Genomic DNA, 18,886 nt, shown 5'->3' with positions numbered 1-18,886 from the left:
GCCCGTACCCGAAGGCGGCCAGCGCGACTTGTTGAATCGCGCCGAGCACGTAGGCTGGGCGAAATGAATGACATCCTCACGTGGATCCTCGACACCGTCTCCGGCGTCGACCCGGTCATTCGAACGCTTCTGGCCTTTTTGGGCATGCTCCTGGAGACCTCGGTGCTGGTGGGACTTGTCGTTCCCGGCGACACGATCGTCATTGTGGCCAGCACGGCGGTCGACGGCCCGGTCGAGTTCATCACGCTTGTGGCGGCCGTGATCGTCGGCGCCCTGGCCGGGGAAAGCATCGGCTTTGCCCTCGGACATCACTTCGGACCGTTCATTCGCGGCAGCAGACTCGGCCGACGTATCGGCGAACCTAACTGGATTCGCGCCGAGAATTACCTCGACCGGCGCGGCGGTGTCGCCGTGTTCATCTCCCGATTTCTGCCGGTGCTGCACTCACTGATTCCGGTCACCGTCGGCGCGAGTCGCATGCGCTACCGAACCTTCATGGCCTGGACCGTGCCGGCTTGCGTCATCTGGTCCCTCGCCTATGTCAGCGTGGGGTCGGCGGCGGCCGGCGGTTACCGCGAGCTGAGCGGCCGGCTGCACTTCGCCGGCTACCTGTTCGTCGGCGTGATCGCGCTGTTCGTCCTCGCGGTGTTCCTGATCAAGAAGTGGCTGCACCGACGCGAACAGCGCCACATGGACTGACGTCTTATCGGCCCGGCAGGGTCACCCGCGCTGTTACGAGCTCGTCCGGTACGGGGGTGTGCGAAATGAGCAGCACGGCACGGTGCGCGTCGGCGGCGGCCGTCAGAATGTCGCGCACGAGGGCATCCGCCCCCGCACTGTCGACGTTGGCCGTGGGCTCGTCGACGATGAGCACCGGAAAATCGGCTAGCAGGGCCCGGGCGAGGGCGATGCGCTGGGCCTGTCCACCGGAGACGAGCGCGCCGCGCTCGCCCACCCGGGCCTCGAGTCCGCCGCGCTGGGCAGCCCACGCGGCCAGGCCGACGCGGGCGAGCACAGCCTCGAGTTCGGCGTCAGTGGCCGTGTCGCGGGCGAACAGCAAATTCTGACGGATGCTGTCGTCAAACAACCAGGGTCGCTGCTCGCACAGTCCGACCACGCGTCGCACCTCATCCTGGGCCAGCAGGCGCGCCTCGACCCCGTTCAGCCGGTAGGAACCGGTGTAATCCAGAAAGCGCACGAGCGTCTGGGCGAGAGTCGTCTTGCCGGCGCCGCTTGGGCCGGCAAGGTGCACGCGGTCCCCCGGCGCGAGTCGCAGGGTCACGCCGGCCACAGCAGCGTCGACCTGGCCGGGCCAGCGCGCGCCAAGATCGGTCAGTTCCAGTACGACCGGGCCGAGGGCCTGGTCGGGAGAAAAAAGCTCCTGCGGGTTCACCACGTCGACGGGAATTTCGGCGGGCACAGCCTGCGGAACGACGTCGGCGACGCGACGCGCGCTGACCCGCACCTGACGCCAGGCCCCGGCCGCGAGGGGAATCATGCCGAACACCTCGAACACGGCCATCGGCACGAGCACGGCGACGACGAGGGTCGGCACGAGCAGGTCCGGGCTGAGCAGCCCACCCCCGCTCTCGAGCGCTGGGATCCCGAAGTAGAGCGCGCCGAGCGTTGCTGCTCCGGCGAACAGGGCCACGACGGCGGACTGCACGCCCACCCCGGCCGACCGGCGCAGCGTGGCGCGCCGCAGGCGCTCATCGGTGCGTGCGAGCTGCGCCAGGCGCGGGCTGAGGGCGTCGAAGGCGGTGAGCACATCGAGGTTCAGGGCGATTTCGAGCACTTCGTCGGCGAGGGCACCGCGGAGCGGGGCGAGCTCGCGGTCGGCCCGAGCGGCCAGGCTGCGAGGCAGCACGGTTCCGAGCACCCCGGCCAGGAGCAGGCAGACGAGCAGGGTGAGGCCGGCCAGCGGAAGGATCAGCCAGATGCCGATCACGCTGAGCCCCGCGGTGACGCCGGCCACCAGCAGGGGCTGTACGACGCGCAGTGGGAGGTCCTGCAGGTCGTCGACGTCACGCACCAGACGGGTCAGCAGGTCGCCGCGACCGGTGCTCGCCAAGCCCGCCGGTGCTACCGGAACGATGCGGCGAAAGATGCCCAACCGCAGTTCGGCCAGCTGCCGGAAGGCAGCATCGTGGCTGGTCAGGCGTTCCAGGTAGCGCAGCACGGAGCGAAAGATGGCGAAGGCACGCACGCCCACGACGGCCAGGCCGAGAAACGCCAGCGAGGGCATCTCGGCCGCGCGGGTGATCAGCCAGGCTGAGCAGGCGAGCAGCGCCACGGCCATGACGGCGCTCCCGATGCCGGCCAGCAGCCCGGGGGCAAACCAGCGCGGGCGCGGCTGGGCGAGGCGCAGCACGTCGCGGGAAGCCGTGGTGACGTCAGACATGGATGAGCTCCTGCAATTCGATCACGTGGTCTGCGGCAGCGACGACGGCCGGCCGGTGACTGACGACGATCACGACGCGTCCCTGGTCGGCGAGGTGGCGGAGGCCGGCCAGCAGACCGGCTTCGGCGTCGGAGTCGAGCGCTGAGCTCGGTTCGTCGAGAATCAGCACGTGGCACTCGGTCGCCAGCGCACGGTAGATGGCGCGGGCCGCGCCGACGCGTTGCGCCTGGCCGCCGGAGAGCCCGTCGCCGTTCACCCCGAGAACGTTGCTGGGCAACACCTCGGCGGCTCCCGCCCAGTCGAGGGCCTGCACGATCAGGCCGGGTTCAGCGGATGCCGCCCCCAGCGCCACATTCTCGGCCACCGTTCCGCGGAACAGGCCCGGCCGCTGGCCGGACCAGGCCAGCCAGGGGCGCGGCGCGCCGGCCGTGACGGCCTCGCCGCCGAGCGTGAGGGTACCGGTATACGGCACGAAGCCGAGCAGGGCGGCTACGAGGGTCGACTTGCCGACCCCGCTGACTCCGCGCAGCACGCTCAGCTGGCCGGGGGCAAATTCCGCGTGCAACTGGTGGATCACCACGGAGTCGCCCCGCCGAACGGTGACACCCGCCAGACGAAGGGCGCCGGCTGCCTGCCCGAGTTGACCCGCGTGGGGTGCTACGAGACCGGCGCCGGCCGCGGCATCCGCTGTCGAGACAGCCGAGACCGTCGCGACGGAGTCATCGTCGAGAATGGTGAACAGCTCTTCGGCGGCCGCGAGCCCGTCGGCGGCAGCGTGAAACTGTGCGCCCACCTGGCGCAGCGGCAGAAACGCCTCCGGGGCGAGGAGCAGAACGAACAGACCGACTCCGAGCAGCAGGGCACCGTCGATGAGCCGCAGGCCGATCGACACGGCGAGGAGGGCGACCGAGAGGCTCGCGGCGAGTTCGAGCACGAAGCCACTGAGGAACGAGACGCGCAGCACCTTCATGGTGCGGGTGCGATATTCCTCGGTAATGGAACGGATCCGGTCGAACTGGCGTCGTTCCCGACCGTAGATCTTGAGGGTGCCGAGGCCCCCGACCACGTCCAGAAATCCGGTGGAGAGGCGCTGCAGCGCCTGCCATTGTTCCTGCTGCACCGACTGGGTGACCTTGCCGATGAGAATCATGAAGACGGGAATCAGCGGAATCACGATGATGACCGTGAGGCCGCTCGCGAGGTCTTGCCAGAGGATGACCGCGATCAGGATCGGTGTGGCGATCATGGTCAGCAACAGTTGCGGCAGGTAGCGGGCGAAGTAGTTGTCGAGGGCGTCGAGACCGGTCGTGACGACGGTCGACAGGCGAGCGCTCTGCTGGGAGGCGACCCAGTCGGGGCCGCGTTCGGCGAGCTTGGCCATGACGCGGGCCCGCAGTTGGCTCTTGACCTGGGCGGCACCGCGGTTGGCCGCCACTTCGAGCAGCCAGATGAGCACCGAGCGCAGCACAACGACCCCGGCGAGGGCGGCCAGGGTCGGCATGATCGTGCTCAGGGGCTCCCCCGCGACCGTGAGCGTGATCGCCCGGGTCAGCAGCCAGGCGAACGCGATGACGACGAGGGTTTGCGCGAAGCCCAGCAGCGCGCCGATCAGAAGAAATCGGCGCGCTGCGTGGGCGTAACGAAGAAGGCGAGGATCGAGGGGGCGCACTGGCTCAGTCTGCCACAGCGCTAGTGTACGGCGACCTCAATCTGCGCCCGGCCGATGCGCTTGCGGAACACCCAGTAGGTCCAGCCCTGGTAGAGCAGGATGACGGGCATGCCGATCAGTGCGGTCCAGCTCATCACACCGAGCGTGTAGGTCGACGAGGAGGCGTTCGTGATGGTCAGGCTGTTCGCCGCGTCGTTGCTGGCCGGCATGACGTCGGGAAACAGCGAGGCGAACAGGGTGAGCACGGCGAGACCGATCGTGGCGGCCATCAGGCCGAACGCGAGCCGTTCGGCACCGCGCAGGTTGGCCAGGAAGGAGGCGATCAGCGCCACAGCGGCCAGAGCGGCGAAGATAGCGGATGCCACGGTGCCATATGCGAAGGTTGTCCACACCAGGAAGCTGGCCGCGACCACTATCGTCACGATTCCGGCCTTGGTGGCGAGCTTTCGCGCCCGAACCCGAATGTCGCCCTCGGTCTTGAGCGAGACGAAGACGACCCCGTGCACGAAGAACAGCAGCAGCGTGGTGACGCCGCCGAGCAGGGCGTACGGGTTCAGCAGGTCGAAGAAGGTGCCGATGTAGTCGTGGTTGACGTCGAGTTTGACGCCCCGCACGACGTTGGCGAAGGCGACACCCCAGAGCAGCGCCGGAACGGCCGAACCGACGATGATCATGCCGTCGAACCATTTCTTCCAGGTGGATTCGGGGCGCTGGTGGCGGTATTCAAAGGACACACCGCGCAGAATCAGTGCAACGAGAATGAGCAGCAGAGCCAAGTAGAAGCCGCTGAACATGGTCGCGTACCACTCGGGGAACGCTGCGAAGAGTGAGGCGCCGGCGACGATGACCCAGGTTTCGTTGAGGTCCCAGACCGGGCCGATGGTGTTGATGAGAACGCGGCGATCGGTGTCGTCCTTGCCGAGAAATGGCAGGGACATTCCGACCCCGAAGTCGAAGCCATCGAGCACGAAGTACCCGATGAACAACGCAGCGATGATCCAGAACCAGAGAATTGTGAGATCCATTGTGTATTCCTGTTAGTAGACCGTGGCAGCGTGCGTGACTTCGCCGGATTCGGCGTCGGGTACCGGTGCATCGTCCGGGCCTTTCTGAACGGCCTTGAGGATGAGTCGGAACTCGACTACCGCGAGAATTCCGTAGAGCAGGGTGAAGGCGATCAGCGAGATCAGAATCTCCACGCCGCTGACGCCGGGCGAGACGCCGTCTTCGGTTTTGAGCATTCCGAACACGAGCCAGGGTTGGCGACCCATTTCGGTGAACACCCAGCCGACGCTCATCGCGAGCAGGGAGAAAGGGAAGCTCCAGATCGCGACCTTCCATACCCAGGTGCGCTTCGGGCTGCGCCCCTTGCGGGTCAGCCACAGGCCGACGACGGCAACGAGCATGTGCGCGAGACCGAGGCCGATCATCCAGCGGAACGCCCAGTAGGTTATCCAGATGGTCGGGGTGTAGTCGCCGGGGCCGTACAGGGTGACGTACTGCGACTGCAGGTTGTTGATGCCCTCGACCGTGCCGTCAAAGGTGTGGGTCGATAGAAAGGAGAGCAGGTAGGGAACGCGCACGGAGAACAACTCGTGCACGCCGTCCGGCGTACCAAGGGTGAAGATGGAGAAGCTCGCGTTGGCACCGGTCGCCGTGTGGTACAGCGCTTCGGCAGCGGCCATCTTCATCGGCTGGGCCTCAACCATGGCCAGGCCCAGCTGGTCTCCGGCGAGTGTCGTGAGCACGCCGGCGATGACCATCATCCAGAGGCCGAACTTGAGCGTCGGACGCATGGTGTCGAGGTGTTGGTTGCGGTACAGGTGCCAGGCAGCTACCGAGATGATGAGTCCGGCCGAGACCATGAAGCAGGCGAAAATCGTGTGCGGGAAGGCGGCGAGGGCAATGGGGTTGGTGAGCAGTTCCCAGATGCTGGTGAGTTCGGCACGCCCCTTTTCCTCGTTGATCGTGTAGGCGATCGGGTTCTGCATGAAGGCATTCGCGGCGAGGATGAAGTAGGCCGACGCGATCGAACCGATCGCGGTGAGCCAGATCGTGGCGAGGTGAATCTTCTTGGGTAGTTTGTCCCAGCCGAAGATCCAGAGGCCAACGAACGTAGCTTCGAGGAAGAAGGCGACAATCCCCTCGAAGGCGAGCGGAGCGCCAAAAACGTCACCGACGAAACGCGAGTAGTCCGACCAGTTCATGCCGAACTGAAATTCCTGCACGATGCCAGTCACGACGCCCATGGCGAAGTTGATCAGAAAGATCTTGCCGAAGAAATGCGTCAGCTGCAGATATTTAGCCTTGTCGGTACGTACCCAGGCCGTTTGAAAGATCGCGACCGTGAGGGCCAGACCGATCGTGAGCGGGACGAAAAGAAAGTGGTACACGGTCGTGAGACCGAATTGCCACCGTGACAGGAGTAAAGGATCCAACCACTCGTTCATATGCCCTCCAGCATTATTGTGCAGCGCCCATTTTCTACGCTACGTAGAAGATTACTCTTCTACACTGTGTAGAAAACACAGTTTCGCGACGTAATATTAACAACATGGGAAATTTGGGTGTGCTCGAACGGTTAATGATGGATATCCTGTGGGACTCCACGGCACCGTTGACAGCGAACGAACTCAAGGATGCTCTGCTGCGGCCCGCAGCTTCAGCCACGCCGGGCAAGCCGCTGGCGACGACGACCGTTTTGACGGTGTTGTCCCGGCTGGAAACGAAGGCATTCGTCACGCGCGATCGCAGCGTGCGTCCGCACGCCTATTCCGCCGTAATGACCCGCGCCGAACACACCGCTGGCCTCATGCACGAGGTGCTCGGGCAGGTGCCCGATCGCCAGGCAGCCCTGGCCCGGTTCATCGGTTCCGTTTCGCCGCAGGAAGCTGAGACCCTGCGGCACCTCCTCGGCGTTGCGCCGTCCGACAATGCCTGACACTGCGTGCCTGACGCTGCGTCCCTGACCACCCGACCACGCGCGTGACCATCGCCGCCCTGCTCCTGGGTACCATCGCCGTGCTGCTGGCCTGGCCCGTTCCGCTCCTGCTGGGGCGGTCGCGCTGGCCCGCGCGCTCCCCCGGTGTGGCACTGGTGCTCTGGCAGGCCATCGCGTTGTCCGGCGGCATGTCCATGATCGGGTCACTGCTGCTCTACGGCCTGACCCCATTCGGCACCACCCTTGCCCAGAGTCTGGTCGCACTCGGCGGCAACCTCACGGCCGGCACGCTTCCCGATGGAACGAGCTTCACCCACATGCTCGCCATCGGCGCGGCCATTCTGCTCGGTGGTCACCTCCTGCTCAACCTGCTCGCGACGTTCGTCCGCGCCGAGCGGCAGCGCCGACATCACCACACCCTCATTGCCCTGCTCAGCGATCCCCTGCACGGTCAGCCTGGCATGCGGGTCATCGACCATCCGGCGCCAGTCGCCTACTGCCTGCCCGGGGCCGGACAGTCGGCGACGGTACTCTCCAATGGCCTGCTCCGGCTGCTCGACGCCGACCAGGTGCGTGCCGTGATCGCGCACGAGCAGGCGCACCTCGTACAGCAGCACCACCTGGTCTTGCTCGCTTTCAAAAGCTGGCACAGCGCGCTACCGTGGTTCCCCATCGCCAACCGCGCCGAAAATGCCGTCGCCCTGCTGGTCGAGATGCTCGCCGACGATCATGCCCGCCGCATCGTTGACGACCAGACCCTGGCCCGCGCGATCGCTCTCGTCGGTTTCACCCTGGCCGGCGCTACTCCCCCACCAGACAAAGAAGCGGATGCTGCGGCGCAAGCCACCGCATCCGCTTCAGACCGTAACCGGGAACTCGCGGTCGAACCCGAGCACCCGGCGCACCAGATCCTGCCGCGAGTGGCGCGGCTGGTTAATCCAACCGTGCCGCTGCACTACACGGCCACGGCCGGAGCACTCACCGTGTCGGCGGTGCTCCTGGTCGGGCCGGCCCTCATCCTGTTCGGTGCCTAGAACTGCCGCAACTAGATCAGCTTTGCCTTGGTCAGCCAGGCCGTCGCGATCTTGTCCGCCGAGAGCTGGTCGTTCTTGCTCTGGGCGTTCAGGTCAACGAGGGTGTCTGCCGTCAGCGCGGCACTGACCTTGTTGAGGATCGCTGCCGCGCTGTCGTCGATCTTCTGGGAGACGACCGGCACGACGTTGTCCGGGAAGAACAGTCCGTCGGGGTCGGAGAGGGCGACCAGGTTGTTGGTCTTGATGTTCGGGTCGGCCGTGTAGATGTTGGCGAGCTGGATATCACCGTCGACCAGGGCCTTGACGGTCAGCGGTCCGCCGCTGTCCTCGACCGGTACGAACCCCGCGATGCTGATGCCGTACTTGTCCTTCAGGGCAGTCGGCCCGTACGGCCGGGTCTCGAGCTCCGAGTTGCCGCCGACTGTGATCGGTTCGGTGACGTTGGTCAGGGAAGCGATATCGGTGAGGTCGTACTTGCTCGCGAAGTCGGCGGTGACCGTCCAGGAGTTCTGGTCGGATGCTCCGGCCTGGTCAAGAACCCGAAGGTCGTCGGGCAAGGCTGTCTGGAGCTCAGCGTAGGTCGCGTCGCTGGTGCCGCCGACGGCGGCCTTGTCGAGGGCCTGCAGCAGGCTTCCGGTGTACTCGGGGAACACGTCGATCTTGCCGGCCTCGATATCGGGCAGGTAGACCTCGCGCTGGCCGATCTGGAACTGTCGGTCAACGGTGAAACCGCCGGCCTCAAGCGCCTGGGAGTAAATTTCGGCGATGATCTCGTTGGAGTAGTACGCCTGCGAGCCGACCACGATGGTGGAGCCGCCGGCGCTACTCGATGGTTCCGCCAGGGGGTCCCCCGACGCACACCCTGCAAGGGCTACGACGGCCCCAACCGCGACCACGCCGATGAGCGTGAGCCGGCCTCTATTCGCTGTGAACATGACTGTTTCCTTCCTCGATGGTGGATTCCATCACCGGGCGGGATCGGGATGACCCGTCGCGGATGTCTGTGGGGAGTCCCGCTGTGACGCCGCGGGGAACAACCAATTTTTGCACGAGGGCGAACACGCCCTCGAGCACGATCGCCAGCAGGATCACCAGGATCGATCCGCCGAGCATCTCGCCGTAATCGCGGATTCGCAGTCCCTCAAAGAGGTACCGACCGAGGCCGAAATTAGCGATGTAGGCGGCCAGAGTAGCCGTGGCCACCACCTGCAGGGTTGCCGAGCGAAGCCCTCCGATGAGCAGGGGCAGCCCGAGCGGCAGCTCGACCTTCAGCACGATCTGGGCCTCGGACATGCCCACGGCCCGTGCGGCATCGATGATCTTGCGATCAATTGCCTCGAAACCGGTATAGGCACCAGCAAGAATGGGCGGGATGGCTAGCACGGTCAAGGCCACGTACGGGGCGTTCAGGCCGATGCCCACCCAGAGGGCCACCAGGGTGAGCAGGCCCAGGGTAGGAATGGCTCTGAATGCGCCCGACAGTGCCACGGCCAGTCCGCGGCCGCGGCCGGTATGGCCGATCAAAAAGCCGATCGGTACGGCAATCAGCGCGGCGACGAGCAGGGTCACGAGCGTGAACAGCAGGTGCTGGGCGAGGCGGGTAGGAATCCCGCCGGCGCCGACCCAGTTTGCGGGATCGACCAGCCAGGCCAGGGTTTCGGTCAGAAAGCTCACGTGGTGACCTCCTGTCGCGCGACAGCACCGGGTCGAGCGACGACGCCGATCGCGCTGCGCCTGGTCCACGGCATCAGCAGTCGCCCGATCAGGACGAGCACGGCGTCGAGGGCCAGGGCCAGCAGCACGGTGGCAAGGATACCCGCGATGATCTCCGCCTGGATTCCCCGTTGAAACCCGTCGGTGAACAGGCTGCCGAGGCTCTGGGCGCCGATCACGGCGCCGACCGTGGCCAGGCTCACCGTGCTGACGGCTACGACGCGCAGCCCGGCCAGCAGCACGGGGCCGGCCAGCGGCAGCTCAACCTGCCAAAAGGACGTCCAGCCGGAAAAGCCGACGGCGGTCGCGGACTGCTGCACGTCGCGGTCGACGGAACCGAGACCATCCGCTACCACCCGCACCATCAGAGCCACCCCATAGAGGGTCAGCGCGATGATGAGGTTCAACGGCGAGCGGATGCTGGTACCCACGATAAAGGGCAGCACGATGAACAGCGGCAGCGACGGAATTGCGTAGAGCAATCCGACCGTGGTGAGGATCACCGCCCGGCTCGCCCGATACCGGTGAGCCAGCCAACCGAACGGGAGGGCCATGAGGAAACTAAGAATGATCGAGGGCACGCTGAGGATGAGGTGATCGAACGTGCGATCCCAAATGAGGTCAAGATTCGACCAGATCCAGGTCACCGCGAATCCCCACCCTGCGCCGAAGCACCCGGTCCGCGAGGGCCGGCCTTTGACTCTGAGCTGACAGTTGACGGCGACGCTGAAGGGCCGGAGCCTACGAGAACGCCGGCCAGACGACCGGTCTCGTCAACCACGATGTCGCCATCGCCGTGGTTCTCGAGGTGCAGGGATCGCTTGCCGCGATCGGCGCCGACAAACGTTGCCACGAACTCGTCAATGGGGTTCGCCAGGATCTCCGCGGGTGAGCCGACCTGGGCCACCTTGCCGCCGGTGCGCAGAATGACCACCTGATCGCCGAGCAGAAAGGCTTCGTCAATATCGTGGGTGACGAAGACCACGGTCTTGCCCAATTCCCGTTGCAATCGCAGCAGTTCCTGCTGCAGTTCGGCGCGCACGATCGGGTCCACCGCACCAAATGGCTCGTCCATGAGCAGAATATTGGGGTTGACGGCGAGGCCGCGCGCCACGCCGACGCGTTGCTGCTGGCCGCCGGAGAGCTGGCTGGGATACCGGTTGGCGAGTAAACGGTCCAGTCCGACCGTGTCGAGCAGCTGGAGAGCTTCGTCACGGGCCTTCTTCTTTGACATTCCACGCAGCATCGGCACCGTGGCGACGTTGTCGATGACCCTGCGGTGGGGAAGCAGCCCTGAGTTCTGCATAACGTAGCCGATGCCGCGCCGCAGCTTGACCGGCTCGAGGGTACCGATATCGGCTCCGTCGATCTCGATCGACCCGCTGGTCGGATCAACCATGCGGTTGATCATGCGTAGCAGGGTTGTTTTCCCCGACCCGGACGTTCCGACGAACACGGTGGTCTTGTGCGAGGGCAGAACGAGGCTGAAATCATCGACGGCAAGGGTGCCGTCGGGGAACCGTTTCGTCACCGAGTGGAATTCAATCATCCTGGTGGCTCGCTCCTCGCATCAGTTCAGGTCGGGTCAACACAAACCAGATGCTAAGCCAATCACTATTCGAAGCGACAGGCAAAACGCTGGCTCACAAAAGATTTATCCAACAGCGAACACGCGAGGCCCACAAACCCAAGAAAGCCGGGCGACCCAGTGGGTCGCCCGGCGTGTGACGCCCGTTAGGACGCGGTTGCCAGCAGGTTCAGTGCTTGCGGGCCGTAGAAACGATCGAGGTAGTCGCGCAGAACCAGGCGGCACTCGGCGATGAAACGCTCGTCACCGAGCGGATCGGTGTGGAAGGCGCGGGCGAGCAGCGCGTCGGCCATCTCGACGGCGACTTCGAGTCGAAAAATCAGGGCCTCGCCGGCCGGCAGATCGAACTCGTTGACGAGCACGTCAGCCAGGCGGCGGGCGAAGAAGTCGGCATCCGCTACCGCGTCAGCGGCGGGAGCGGCGTCGCGGTCGTCGAAGTTCACGATACGAAAGCCTGGTTCGGAGCGGTACAGGCAGACAAAAGCCGTCACGACGCAGTCCACCGCGTCCCACCAGGAAGTGAGGGTGCTAGCGCCGAGCTCATCGACCACGCGCTGCCGAAAGCGCACCACGGCACGCTCGTGCAGGGCGTGCAGTACAGCAACCCGATCCGGGTAGTAGCGATACACCGTTCCGATGGATGCACCGGCGCGTTCCGCGATCATCGCGGTCGTGATGCGGTCGAAACCGACCTCGTCCACAACGGCGGCGGCCGCATCGAGCAAACCGGACAGACGTGCAGCGCTGCGCTGCTGAATCGGCTCGGTGCGCACTTGCTGAAGTGCTGCACCGGTCTCTTCACCCAATAGGCCACCAAGCGACATTTATCCCCCTTGAAGATAAGTCACCATACTACGGGGTAAAACCCCTTTTCTACAGGGTTGATCGGGGGATGCACAGCAAATATGCCAGAATGAGAGGGTGCCAGAGTCCCCAGACGCCACGCCGAGTGCGCCGAGTCCCGAGCGAATCATGCACCGTGCGGCCCGTATCGAAGACTGGCTGCACGACCGTCGGGAGCATTCCGCTCGTCGCCGCGGCTACCAGCCCACCGTCATCCCCTACACCGGCTACGGCTCGACCGCCTGGGTTCGCATCCTCTGCCGGGTACTTCTGGCCAAGCCGGAAAAGCCGGCGAAGCGTACCAAACGCCCCCGAGCGGATGGCCGCGACGCCGGTATTCGAGGCTGGCGCAGCTTCACGAGCGTGCCGGTCAACGACGTCACCGTCACGATTGAGATCGACGGCCAGACGCATCGGGTGCAGGCGGATCGCGGCGGCGTCGTCGACACCGTCGTACCGGTATCCCTGCCTGCCGGCTGGCACGTGGCCCGGCTACACACCGAGTTCTCCGCCGTGGCCGAAGCGCCGCTCTTCATCGTGGCCCCCACGGTCGGCTACGGCGTCGTCTCCGATGTCGACGACACGGTGATGGTCACCACGCTTCCCCGCCCGTTGCTGGCCGCCTGGAACACGTTCGTGCTCGACGAGCATGCCCGGGTTCCGACCCCGGGGATGGCCGTGCTCCTGGAACGCCTGGCGTCGTTCACGCCCGGCGCCCCGGTCATCTATCTCTCCACCGGTGCCTGGAACGTAGCACCGACCCTGTCGCGTTTTCTCTCCCGCAACCTGTATCCGGCCGGGGCACTGCTGCTGACCGACTGGGGACCGACGCACGACCGCTGGTTCCGCAGCGGCAGCGCACATAAGCGGGACAACCTGCGCCGCCTCGCCGAACAGTTTCCCGACATGCGCTGGATTCTGATCGGCGACGACGGCCAGCACGACGAAGCCATTTACAGCGACTTTCAACGCGACTATCCGGGCAGCGTCGCGGCCGTGGCCATCCGTCAGCTGTCCCCGAGCGAGGCCGTGCTGGCCGGCGGGCGCTCGCGCGACGCCGTGCTGATCGACGGCAGCCCCGAGGCCCCGTGGGTCTACGGGCCGGACGGCTCCAGCCTCGCCAACCAGCTCGTCGCACACGGCCTGCTCTAGCCCGGCTGATGGGCGCCCGGTCAGCTCGTGATGCTCTGATCCATGCTCATGCGGCGCAGCACCAGGTTTTCCACGACCTGCGCCAGGCCGTAGAGCGTGAGGGACACGATGGTGATCACCACGACGGATGCCCACACCTCCGAGTTCTGCACCTTGGCGACGGCGGCGACAATCGAGTTGCCGAGGCCCTGGCCGGTCGTGAGCCACTCGGCCAGCAACGCTCCGGTGATGGCGCCGGGCACCGAGATCTTCACCGCGGCGAAGAACGAGGGCAGGGAGCTCGGCAGGGCCACCTTGCGCAGCGTCGTGAAGGCGCTGCCACCGTAGACGGTGATCACGTCGCTGATCTGGGGTGACGAGGAGCGCAGCCCGAAGGCGATGTTCACGAGTGCCGGGAACAGCACAACGATGGCGCCCATGACCACGGCGGTGGTGAGTCCGCGCCCCGTGATGAGGCTGATTATGGGCACGAGGGCCACGAGTGGCACCGAGCGCAGCAGCAGGGCGATGGGCATGAGGGCATGCTCGATGCCCCGGAACAGGGTGAAGATCACGGCCAGCAGCAGGGCACAGGTGAGTCCGGCGACGAATCCGAGAAACGCGTCACTCAGGGTCACGACGAGGTTGCCGAGGACCATGGCCCGATTGTCAGCGGCTTCGGGAACGGTGGCGAGCCACTTCCAGACGTCGAGGGGTCCCTTGGCCAAAAACGGCGACACGTCCAGCAGCAGGAGCAGGCCCTGCCACGCGACGAGTACGAGAACGAGGGTGATAAGCCCGGTCAGCAGGCCGCGCGCCACCGTCAGGAGCGCCACGCGTGCAAAACTCATCGGCTGCTCCGCCCGGTCGTCCACGGGGTGGCGAAACGCAGGATGACGGCAAAGATCGCGTAGCCGAGACCCGCCGTGACCCCGGCGACGAGCGCGAGGCTCCAGACCCGGTCGACGTTGGCCGTTGAACCGGCCACGAGCATGGCGATTCCCAGCCCGCGGCTGACACCGCCGAGGTACTCGCCCAGGATGGCTCCGATGAACGCCGCCGGTGCGGCGATCTGCAGCGCGGTCAGCACGCTCGGCAGTCCGGCGATCAGGCGCACCTTGCGAAACTGGGTGAACTTGCTGCCGCCGTAGACGGTGATGAGGTCGAGGCTGGCGGCATCCGCTGCCTTGAGACCGACCAGTGAGCCGATGACGGTCGTGAAGAACACCGACATCGCGGCGAGAAAGACGGCTGTACCGGCCGGGTCGCCCGCGCTCGGTGCCCCGATCACGATGTAGGCGATCGGGCCAATGGCGACGATGGGAATGCAATAGGTGATCACGGCGATCTGCATCGCGATCTTCTCGATGCGCGGCAGCAGCAGCACGAGGGCGGCGAGGGCCAGTGCCAGTCCGTTGCCCCAGGCAAAGCCGATCAGCGCTTCGAGCACGGTGACACTGACGTGGGACAGGTAGAACGCCGGGCCGTCGCTGACGAGCTGCACGACCACGTCCAACGGGGTGGGCACCGCGCCTCCGGGCATGGAACCGACCTCGGCGAAAACCGTGACAGCGCCCAGCCACCACAGGGCGATGACGATCGCGCCGCCGATCAGGCCGGTCGCCCAGGCGGGCAGGGCGCGCAGCGAACCTCGGATCACTGGTCGGCGCCCGGCGCGGCGGCATCACTAAACAGCAGGTCGGAGGCGCGGTCGTGCAGCGCGTGGAACTCGGGCGAACGCATCATCTCGGGCAATCGGGGCCGCGGAAGGTCGACGTCGATGACTTCCTTGACGCGGCCGGGCCTGGCGCTCATGACCGCGACGTGGTCGGAGAGGAAGATGGCTTCGGCGATGCCGTGGGTGACCATCAGGGTCGTGGCCGGCTTCTGGGTCCAGATGCGCAGCAGCTCGAGGTTGAGTCGCTGCCGGGTCATATCGTCGAGGGCCCCGAACGGCTCATCGAGCAGCAGCACAGAGGGCTTGAGCACGAGCGACCGAGCGATCGACACGCGCTGCTTCATGCCGCCGGAGAGCTGCGCCGGCTTGGCTTTCTCGAAGCCCGTGAGGCCGACGAGGGCGATCAGTTCGTCGATGTAGGCCTCGTCGACGGGAACGCGGGCGACCTCGAACGGGAGGCGGATGTTCGAGCGCACGCTGCGCCAGGGCAGCAGCGCTGAATCCTGGAAGGCGATGCCGAGCTGGTGTCCCTGCCGAAGTTGCTGGGGGCTCTTGCCGTCGACCCTGGTGGTGCCGCTCGTGGGCTGTTCCAGGCCGGCCAGAATACGCAGGATGGTCGATTTTCCACAGCCCGATGGACCGAGCAGGGAGAGAAAGCTGCCCTTGTCGGTGTGTAGGTTGGCGTTGTCGAGGGCGACGACCTCTTTGCGCCCGACCGCGAAGACCTTGTGCAGCTGGGAGATGTGCAGGCCGGTGCCCGACGCTTCGCCCCCGGCACCGCGCTCCGTCACCGAGTCACGAATTCCGGCATCAGTACTACTCACGTGGTTCGCTCCTTGGCGCTGGCAGATCTGCACGGCTGGCGGGTCTGCATGGTATTTCGGGCAGGTGCCTATTTTAGGTTCCACCCGGGCACCCGCTGAAACGCTCGATGCGTTCTGGCGGATGCCCGGCCGGCCGGGCGCCGCTGCTACTTGCTGTAGGCCAGCAGGTCCGGGTTCTCGGCGTAGACCTCGTCGAGCAGGGTCATGTCAAACAGCTGGCTCGCGGTGATGGTGAGGCCCGTCGCGGCGAGGGTATCGATGCTCTGCTGCTGCAGTTCCTTACTGATCGAGAACAGGCCGTTGGCCACGGTGTCCGCGCTCACGACGAGGTCGGTGGATTGGATCTCGGCCTGACGGGTCTCCTTCTCGATGGTCAGCTCGAAGGTCGGGCCGTAGGTGTCGACGGTGAGCTTCGCGGCGGCATCCGGGTCGTTGATGGCGTCGGTCCAGCCGCGAATCTCGGCGACGAGCAGGGCCTTGAGCTTCTCGCGGTCGTTCGTGATGGCATCGTCGGTGACCGTGAGGGTCTCGGCGACGAATGGCAGGCCGAAGTCGGCCAGCGGCAGGTTGACCGGGCCCAGGCCCTTGAGCTCGGCGTCGATGGATTCGTTGGTGAGGTAGGAGAACCAGCCATCGACCTCGCCGTTGAACAGCGGGGTCGGGTCGTACTGCACCGGGAGGGTGGTCAGGGACTTCTCATCGATATCGTTGACCTTGAGGAAGGCTTCCCACAGGCTCAGGTTGCTCGCCTGCACGCCGATCGTCTTGCCCTTAAGGTCGTCAAGGGTGGCAATGTTGCCCTTGTCGGCGAGCGACAGGATGGTGAAGGGGTTCTTCTGGTAGGTGGCGCCGATGATCTTCAGCGGCGCGCCCTCGTTGGCGATGATGGTGCCGGTGGAGATCGCATTGCCGATGCCCATGTCGGCATTGCCCGAGATGACGGCGGCTTCGATCGAGGCGGGGCCCTCGATCATGTCGACCTTGTCGAGTCCGGCCTCGGTGAAGTAGCCGTTCTTGTCGGCGAGGTACTCGCCCATGAATTCGGCGTTCTTGATCCAGCTGAACTGAATGCTCGCGTCACCGAACGATGCCGCGGCACCATCGGCTCCCACTTTCGCGTCGTCACTGCCCGCGCAGGCAGCAAGCGAGAGGGCCAGCACGGCCGCGACCGCGACACCGCGCACGACCCGGGTTGCCGTTCGACGATAGAAAGAGCCTCTGGATGGGGTCATTGCGGGGGTTCCTCTCGAGGGTGCAAGGGCTCTGTGGGATTACAGCAGCTGTGGTACTGAAACGCGGGCTGACGGGAATTGTTGCGAGTGGAGAACGCTCGGAAATGGCAGTCTAGGCGTGTCATATATCAGTTCGAGTTCGACTTTGTTTCGAACGGATGTCGAAAAAGGGAGGATAGCCTCCGCTAGACCAATTCTGCGGGCTCTGCTAGCGGCCGGTTCCGGCCAGGATGCGGTCGAGTCCGCGGTTGATCTGGCGCGCCCAGAGCGGACCGCGGTAGAGGAACGCCGTGTAGCCCTGCACGAGGGTTGCTCCGGCCGCGAGGCGCTCGGCGACCTGGGCCGCTGTGTCCACTCCGCCGACCGAGATGACGCAGAAATCGGCCGGGACGACGGCGCGGATCTGCAGGAGAATGGCCAGTGACCTCGCGTGCAGCGGGGTGCCGGACAGTCCGCCGTCTCCGGCGGCGATGACGGTGGCGGCATCCGTTTTCAGACCGGTGCGGGAGATCGTGGTATTTGTGGCGATGATGCCGTCGAGGCCGAGGTCGACGGCGAGGGTCGCGATGCGGGCGACCTCCTCATCACTCAGGTCGGGCGCGATCTTCACGAGCAGCGGCGTGGCACCGGCGGCACCCTTGACCGCGGTGAGCAGCGGCGCGAGCTGGTCGAGCTCCTGCAGTCCGCGCAGGCCCGGGGTGTTGGGTGAGCTCACGTTGACCACGAGATAGTCGGCGAGGGCGGCGAGGGTCCGGGCGCTCTGCAGGTAGTCGGCCGTGGCGCTCTCGACGGCCGTGACGCGGCTCTTGCCGATGTTGATGCCGAGCACCGGGCGATGCGGCGCAGCGCGAATTCGCCTCAGCCGGGCGACGGCCGCAGCGGCGCCGTGGTTGTTGAAGCCCATGCGGTTGATGACGGCACGATCGGCCACGAGCCGAAACAGGCGCGGTGTGGGGTTGCCCGGCTGGGCTACGGCGGTGAGCGTACCGACCTCGACGTGGCCGAAGCCGAGCTGGCCGAGGCCGAGCACGGCCTCGCCGTCCTTGTCGAAACCGGCCGCGACGCCGAAAGGAGAAGTGAAGTGCAGGCCGAGGGTGTCGACCCCGAGGTCGGTGCGCGGGCGGGTGAAACGGTGCACCAGGCGACCGATGCCGAGCGTCGGCAGCAGCCGGATGACGGTGAAGGCGAGGTGGTGGGCACGCTCGGGATCCAGTCGAGTGAGCACGTACTTGAAGAACAGCGGATACATCGAGCCCTGGGCCTTACGCTTTCGAGGAACTGGTGGCGGCGGACGCGTCCACGGCATCCGCTGTCTTGAGGCTGTTCGAGCGGGCCGTATGCTCGGTGCGCAGCTGGGTGATGGCCGCTTCGAAGTCGTCGAGGGAGTCGAAGCCCTGGTAGACGCTCGCGAATCGCAGGTAGGCGACCTCGTCGAGGTCACGCAGGGGCGGCAGGATTGCGAGGCCGATGTCGTTGGCGTCGACCTGGGAGGCGCCGGTCTGGCGAATGGTTTCTTCGACCTTCTGGGCGAGCATGGCGAGGTCGGAGTCGGTGACCGGTCGGCCCTGGCACGCCTTACGCACGCCGGAGACGATCTTCTCGCGGCTGAACGGCTCGACCACGCCGCTGCGCTTGATGATGTTCAGGCTCGCGGTCTCGGTGGTGCTGAAGCGACGGCCGCACTCCGGGCACTGCCGCCGACGGCGAATCGAGAGCCCGTCGTCGCTCGTGCGCGAGTCGACGACTCGGGAATCGGGGTGGCGACAGAACGGGCAGAACATTGTGCCTCCAGCCTAGCGGCCTGCGCCCCTGAGGTTCGCGAGAGCGGGAAT

General features: G+C 65.9%; 19 protein-coding genes. 4 read left to right on the top strand and 15 right to left on the bottom strand.

Annotation, left to right across the window (positions count from 1 at the left end; translation table 11 throughout):
- Window positions 1-63 precede the first annotated feature (63 nt).
- Window positions 64-699 (top strand): DedA family protein, encoded by a 636-nt coding sequence (locus E3T35_RS06080; protein WP_092339791.1) that lies wholly within the window; start codon window positions 64-66, stop codon window positions 697-699.
- A gap of 4 nt (window positions 700-703) precedes the next feature.
- On the opposite strand, the gene cydC is transcribed toward E3T35_RS06080, so the two are convergent.
- The 4 genes from cydC to E3T35_RS06060 are packed head-to-tail and all read right to left on the bottom strand — an operon-like array spanning window position 704 to window position 6,520.
- Window positions 704-2,401, bottom strand: a complete 1,698-nt coding sequence (cydC, locus tag E3T35_RS06075) for a thiol reductant ABC exporter subunit CydC (protein WP_134378127.1) — start codon at window positions 2,399-2,401, stop codon at window positions 704-706.
- Complete coding sequence (gene cydD / locus E3T35_RS06070) at window positions 2,394-4,070, bottom strand: thiol reductant ABC exporter subunit CydD (protein WP_134346754.1); 1,677 nt, start codon at window positions 4,068-4,070, stop codon at window positions 2,394-2,396. Before cydD ends, cydC begins: the two co-directional genes overlap by 8 nt.
- 20 nt (window positions 4,071-4,090) lie before the next feature.
- On the bottom strand, window positions 4,091-5,095 hold the full coding sequence (cydB, locus tag E3T35_RS06065) for a cytochrome d ubiquinol oxidase subunit II (protein ID WP_134346753.1): 1,005 nt from the start codon (window positions 5,093-5,095) through the stop codon (window positions 4,091-4,093).
- A gap of 12 nt (window positions 5,096-5,107) precedes the next feature.
- Window positions 5,108-6,520, bottom strand: coding sequence for a cytochrome ubiquinol oxidase subunit I (locus E3T35_RS06060; protein ID WP_134378126.1), 1,413 nt, complete (start codon window positions 6,518-6,520; stop codon window positions 5,108-5,110).
- Window positions 6,521-6,624: 104 nt separating this feature from the next.
- Here E3T35_RS06060 and E3T35_RS06055 point away from each other — a divergent pair, with 104 nt between their 5' ends.
- The gene (locus E3T35_RS06055; protein WP_134346751.1) at window positions 6,625-7,011 is read left to right on the top strand and encodes a BlaI/MecI/CopY family transcriptional regulator; all 387 of its coding nucleotides are present in this window, start codon (window positions 6,625-6,627) and stop codon (window positions 7,009-7,011) included.
- Window positions 7,012-7,055: 44 nt separating this feature from the next.
- Window positions 7,056-8,045: a M56 family metallopeptidase gene (locus tag E3T35_RS06050; RefSeq protein ID WP_134346750.1), complete on the top strand. Its 990-nt coding sequence runs from the start codon at window positions 7,056-7,058 to the stop codon at window positions 8,043-8,045.
- An 11-nt stretch (window positions 8,046-8,056) separates the two neighbouring features.
- Here E3T35_RS06050 and E3T35_RS06045 read toward each other — a convergent pair whose 3' ends face one another.
- The 5 genes from E3T35_RS06045 to E3T35_RS06025 form a co-directional block, all read right to left on the bottom strand.
- Window positions 8,057-8,980 (bottom strand): ABC transporter substrate-binding protein, encoded by a 924-nt coding sequence (locus tag E3T35_RS06045; protein ID WP_134346749.1) that lies wholly within the window; start codon window positions 8,978-8,980, stop codon window positions 8,057-8,059.
- Window positions 8,964-9,719 carry an ABC transporter permease gene (locus E3T35_RS06040; RefSeq protein ID WP_134346748.1) on the bottom strand — a complete coding sequence of 252 codons (756 nt, stop codon included), beginning with the start codon at window positions 9,717-9,719 and terminating at the stop codon, window positions 8,964-8,966. Before E3T35_RS06040 ends, E3T35_RS06045 begins: the two co-directional genes overlap by 17 nt.
- Complete coding sequence (locus E3T35_RS06035) at window positions 9,716-10,405, bottom strand: ABC transporter permease (RefSeq protein ID WP_134378125.1); 690 nt, start codon at window positions 10,403-10,405, stop codon at window positions 9,716-9,718. The genes E3T35_RS06040 and E3T35_RS06035 overlap by 4 nt, the downstream gene beginning before the upstream one ends.
- Window positions 10,402-11,307 (bottom strand): ABC transporter ATP-binding protein, encoded by a 906-nt coding sequence (locus tag E3T35_RS06030; protein WP_134346746.1) that lies wholly within the window; start codon window positions 11,305-11,307, stop codon window positions 10,402-10,404. The genes E3T35_RS06035 and E3T35_RS06030 overlap by 4 nt, the downstream gene beginning before the upstream one ends.
- Window positions 11,308-11,492: 185 nt before the next feature.
- Window positions 11,493-12,170: a TetR/AcrR family transcriptional regulator gene (locus E3T35_RS06025; RefSeq protein WP_134378124.1), complete on the bottom strand. Its 678-nt coding sequence runs from the start codon at window positions 12,168-12,170 to the stop codon at window positions 11,493-11,495.
- A gap of 97 nt (window positions 12,171-12,267) precedes the next feature.
- Between E3T35_RS06025 and E3T35_RS06020 the strand changes: the two genes are divergently transcribed.
- Window positions 12,268-13,341, top strand: a complete 1,074-nt coding sequence (locus E3T35_RS06020) for an App1 family protein (protein ID WP_370449192.1) — start codon at window positions 12,268-12,270, stop codon at window positions 13,339-13,341.
- A gap of 20 nt (window positions 13,342-13,361) precedes the next feature.
- On the opposite strand, the gene E3T35_RS06015 is transcribed toward E3T35_RS06020, so the two are convergent.
- The 6 genes from E3T35_RS06015 to nrdR all read right to left on the bottom strand — a co-directional run bounded on the left by E3T35_RS06015 (window position 13,362) and on the right by nrdR (window position 18,835).
- Entirely contained in the window at window positions 13,362-14,171 is an 810-nt protein-coding gene (locus E3T35_RS06015) for an ABC transporter permease (protein WP_134346745.1), read from the bottom strand.
- Complete coding sequence (locus E3T35_RS06010; protein ID WP_241987877.1) at window positions 14,168-14,980, bottom strand: ABC transporter permease; 813 nt, start codon at window positions 14,978-14,980, stop codon at window positions 14,168-14,170. Before E3T35_RS06010 ends, E3T35_RS06015 begins: the two co-directional genes overlap by 4 nt.
- Window positions 14,977-15,789, bottom strand: coding sequence for an ABC transporter ATP-binding protein (locus E3T35_RS06005; protein WP_134346945.1), 813 nt, complete (start codon window positions 15,787-15,789; stop codon window positions 14,977-14,979). Before E3T35_RS06005 ends, E3T35_RS06010 begins: the two co-directional genes overlap by 4 nt.
- Window positions 15,790-15,968: 179 nt before the next feature.
- Window positions 15,969-17,054: an ABC transporter substrate-binding protein gene (locus tag E3T35_RS06000; RefSeq protein ID WP_134346744.1), complete on the bottom strand. Its 1,086-nt coding sequence runs from the start codon at window positions 17,052-17,054 to the stop codon at window positions 15,969-15,971.
- Between the two features lie 208 nt (window positions 17,055-17,262).
- Window positions 17,263-18,303, bottom strand: a complete 1,041-nt coding sequence (locus E3T35_RS05995; protein WP_134346743.1) for a quinone-dependent dihydroorotate dehydrogenase — start codon at window positions 18,301-18,303, stop codon at window positions 17,263-17,265.
- Between the two features lie 13 nt (window positions 18,304-18,316).
- On the bottom strand, window positions 18,317-18,835 hold the full coding sequence (gene nrdR / locus E3T35_RS05990; RefSeq protein ID WP_092339776.1) for a transcriptional regulator NrdR: 519 nt from the start codon (window positions 18,833-18,835) through the stop codon (window positions 18,317-18,319).
- Window positions 18,836-18,886: the final 51 nt, after the last annotated feature.

The sequence above is a fragment of the Cryobacterium sp. TMT1-2-2 genome (genome assembly GCF_004403505.1).
GTDB classification, from domain to species: Bacteria; Actinomycetota; Actinomycetes; order Actinomycetales; family Microbacteriaceae; genus Cryobacterium; species Cryobacterium flavum.
This window is presented reverse-complemented; position numbering and strand designations above follow the sequence as displayed.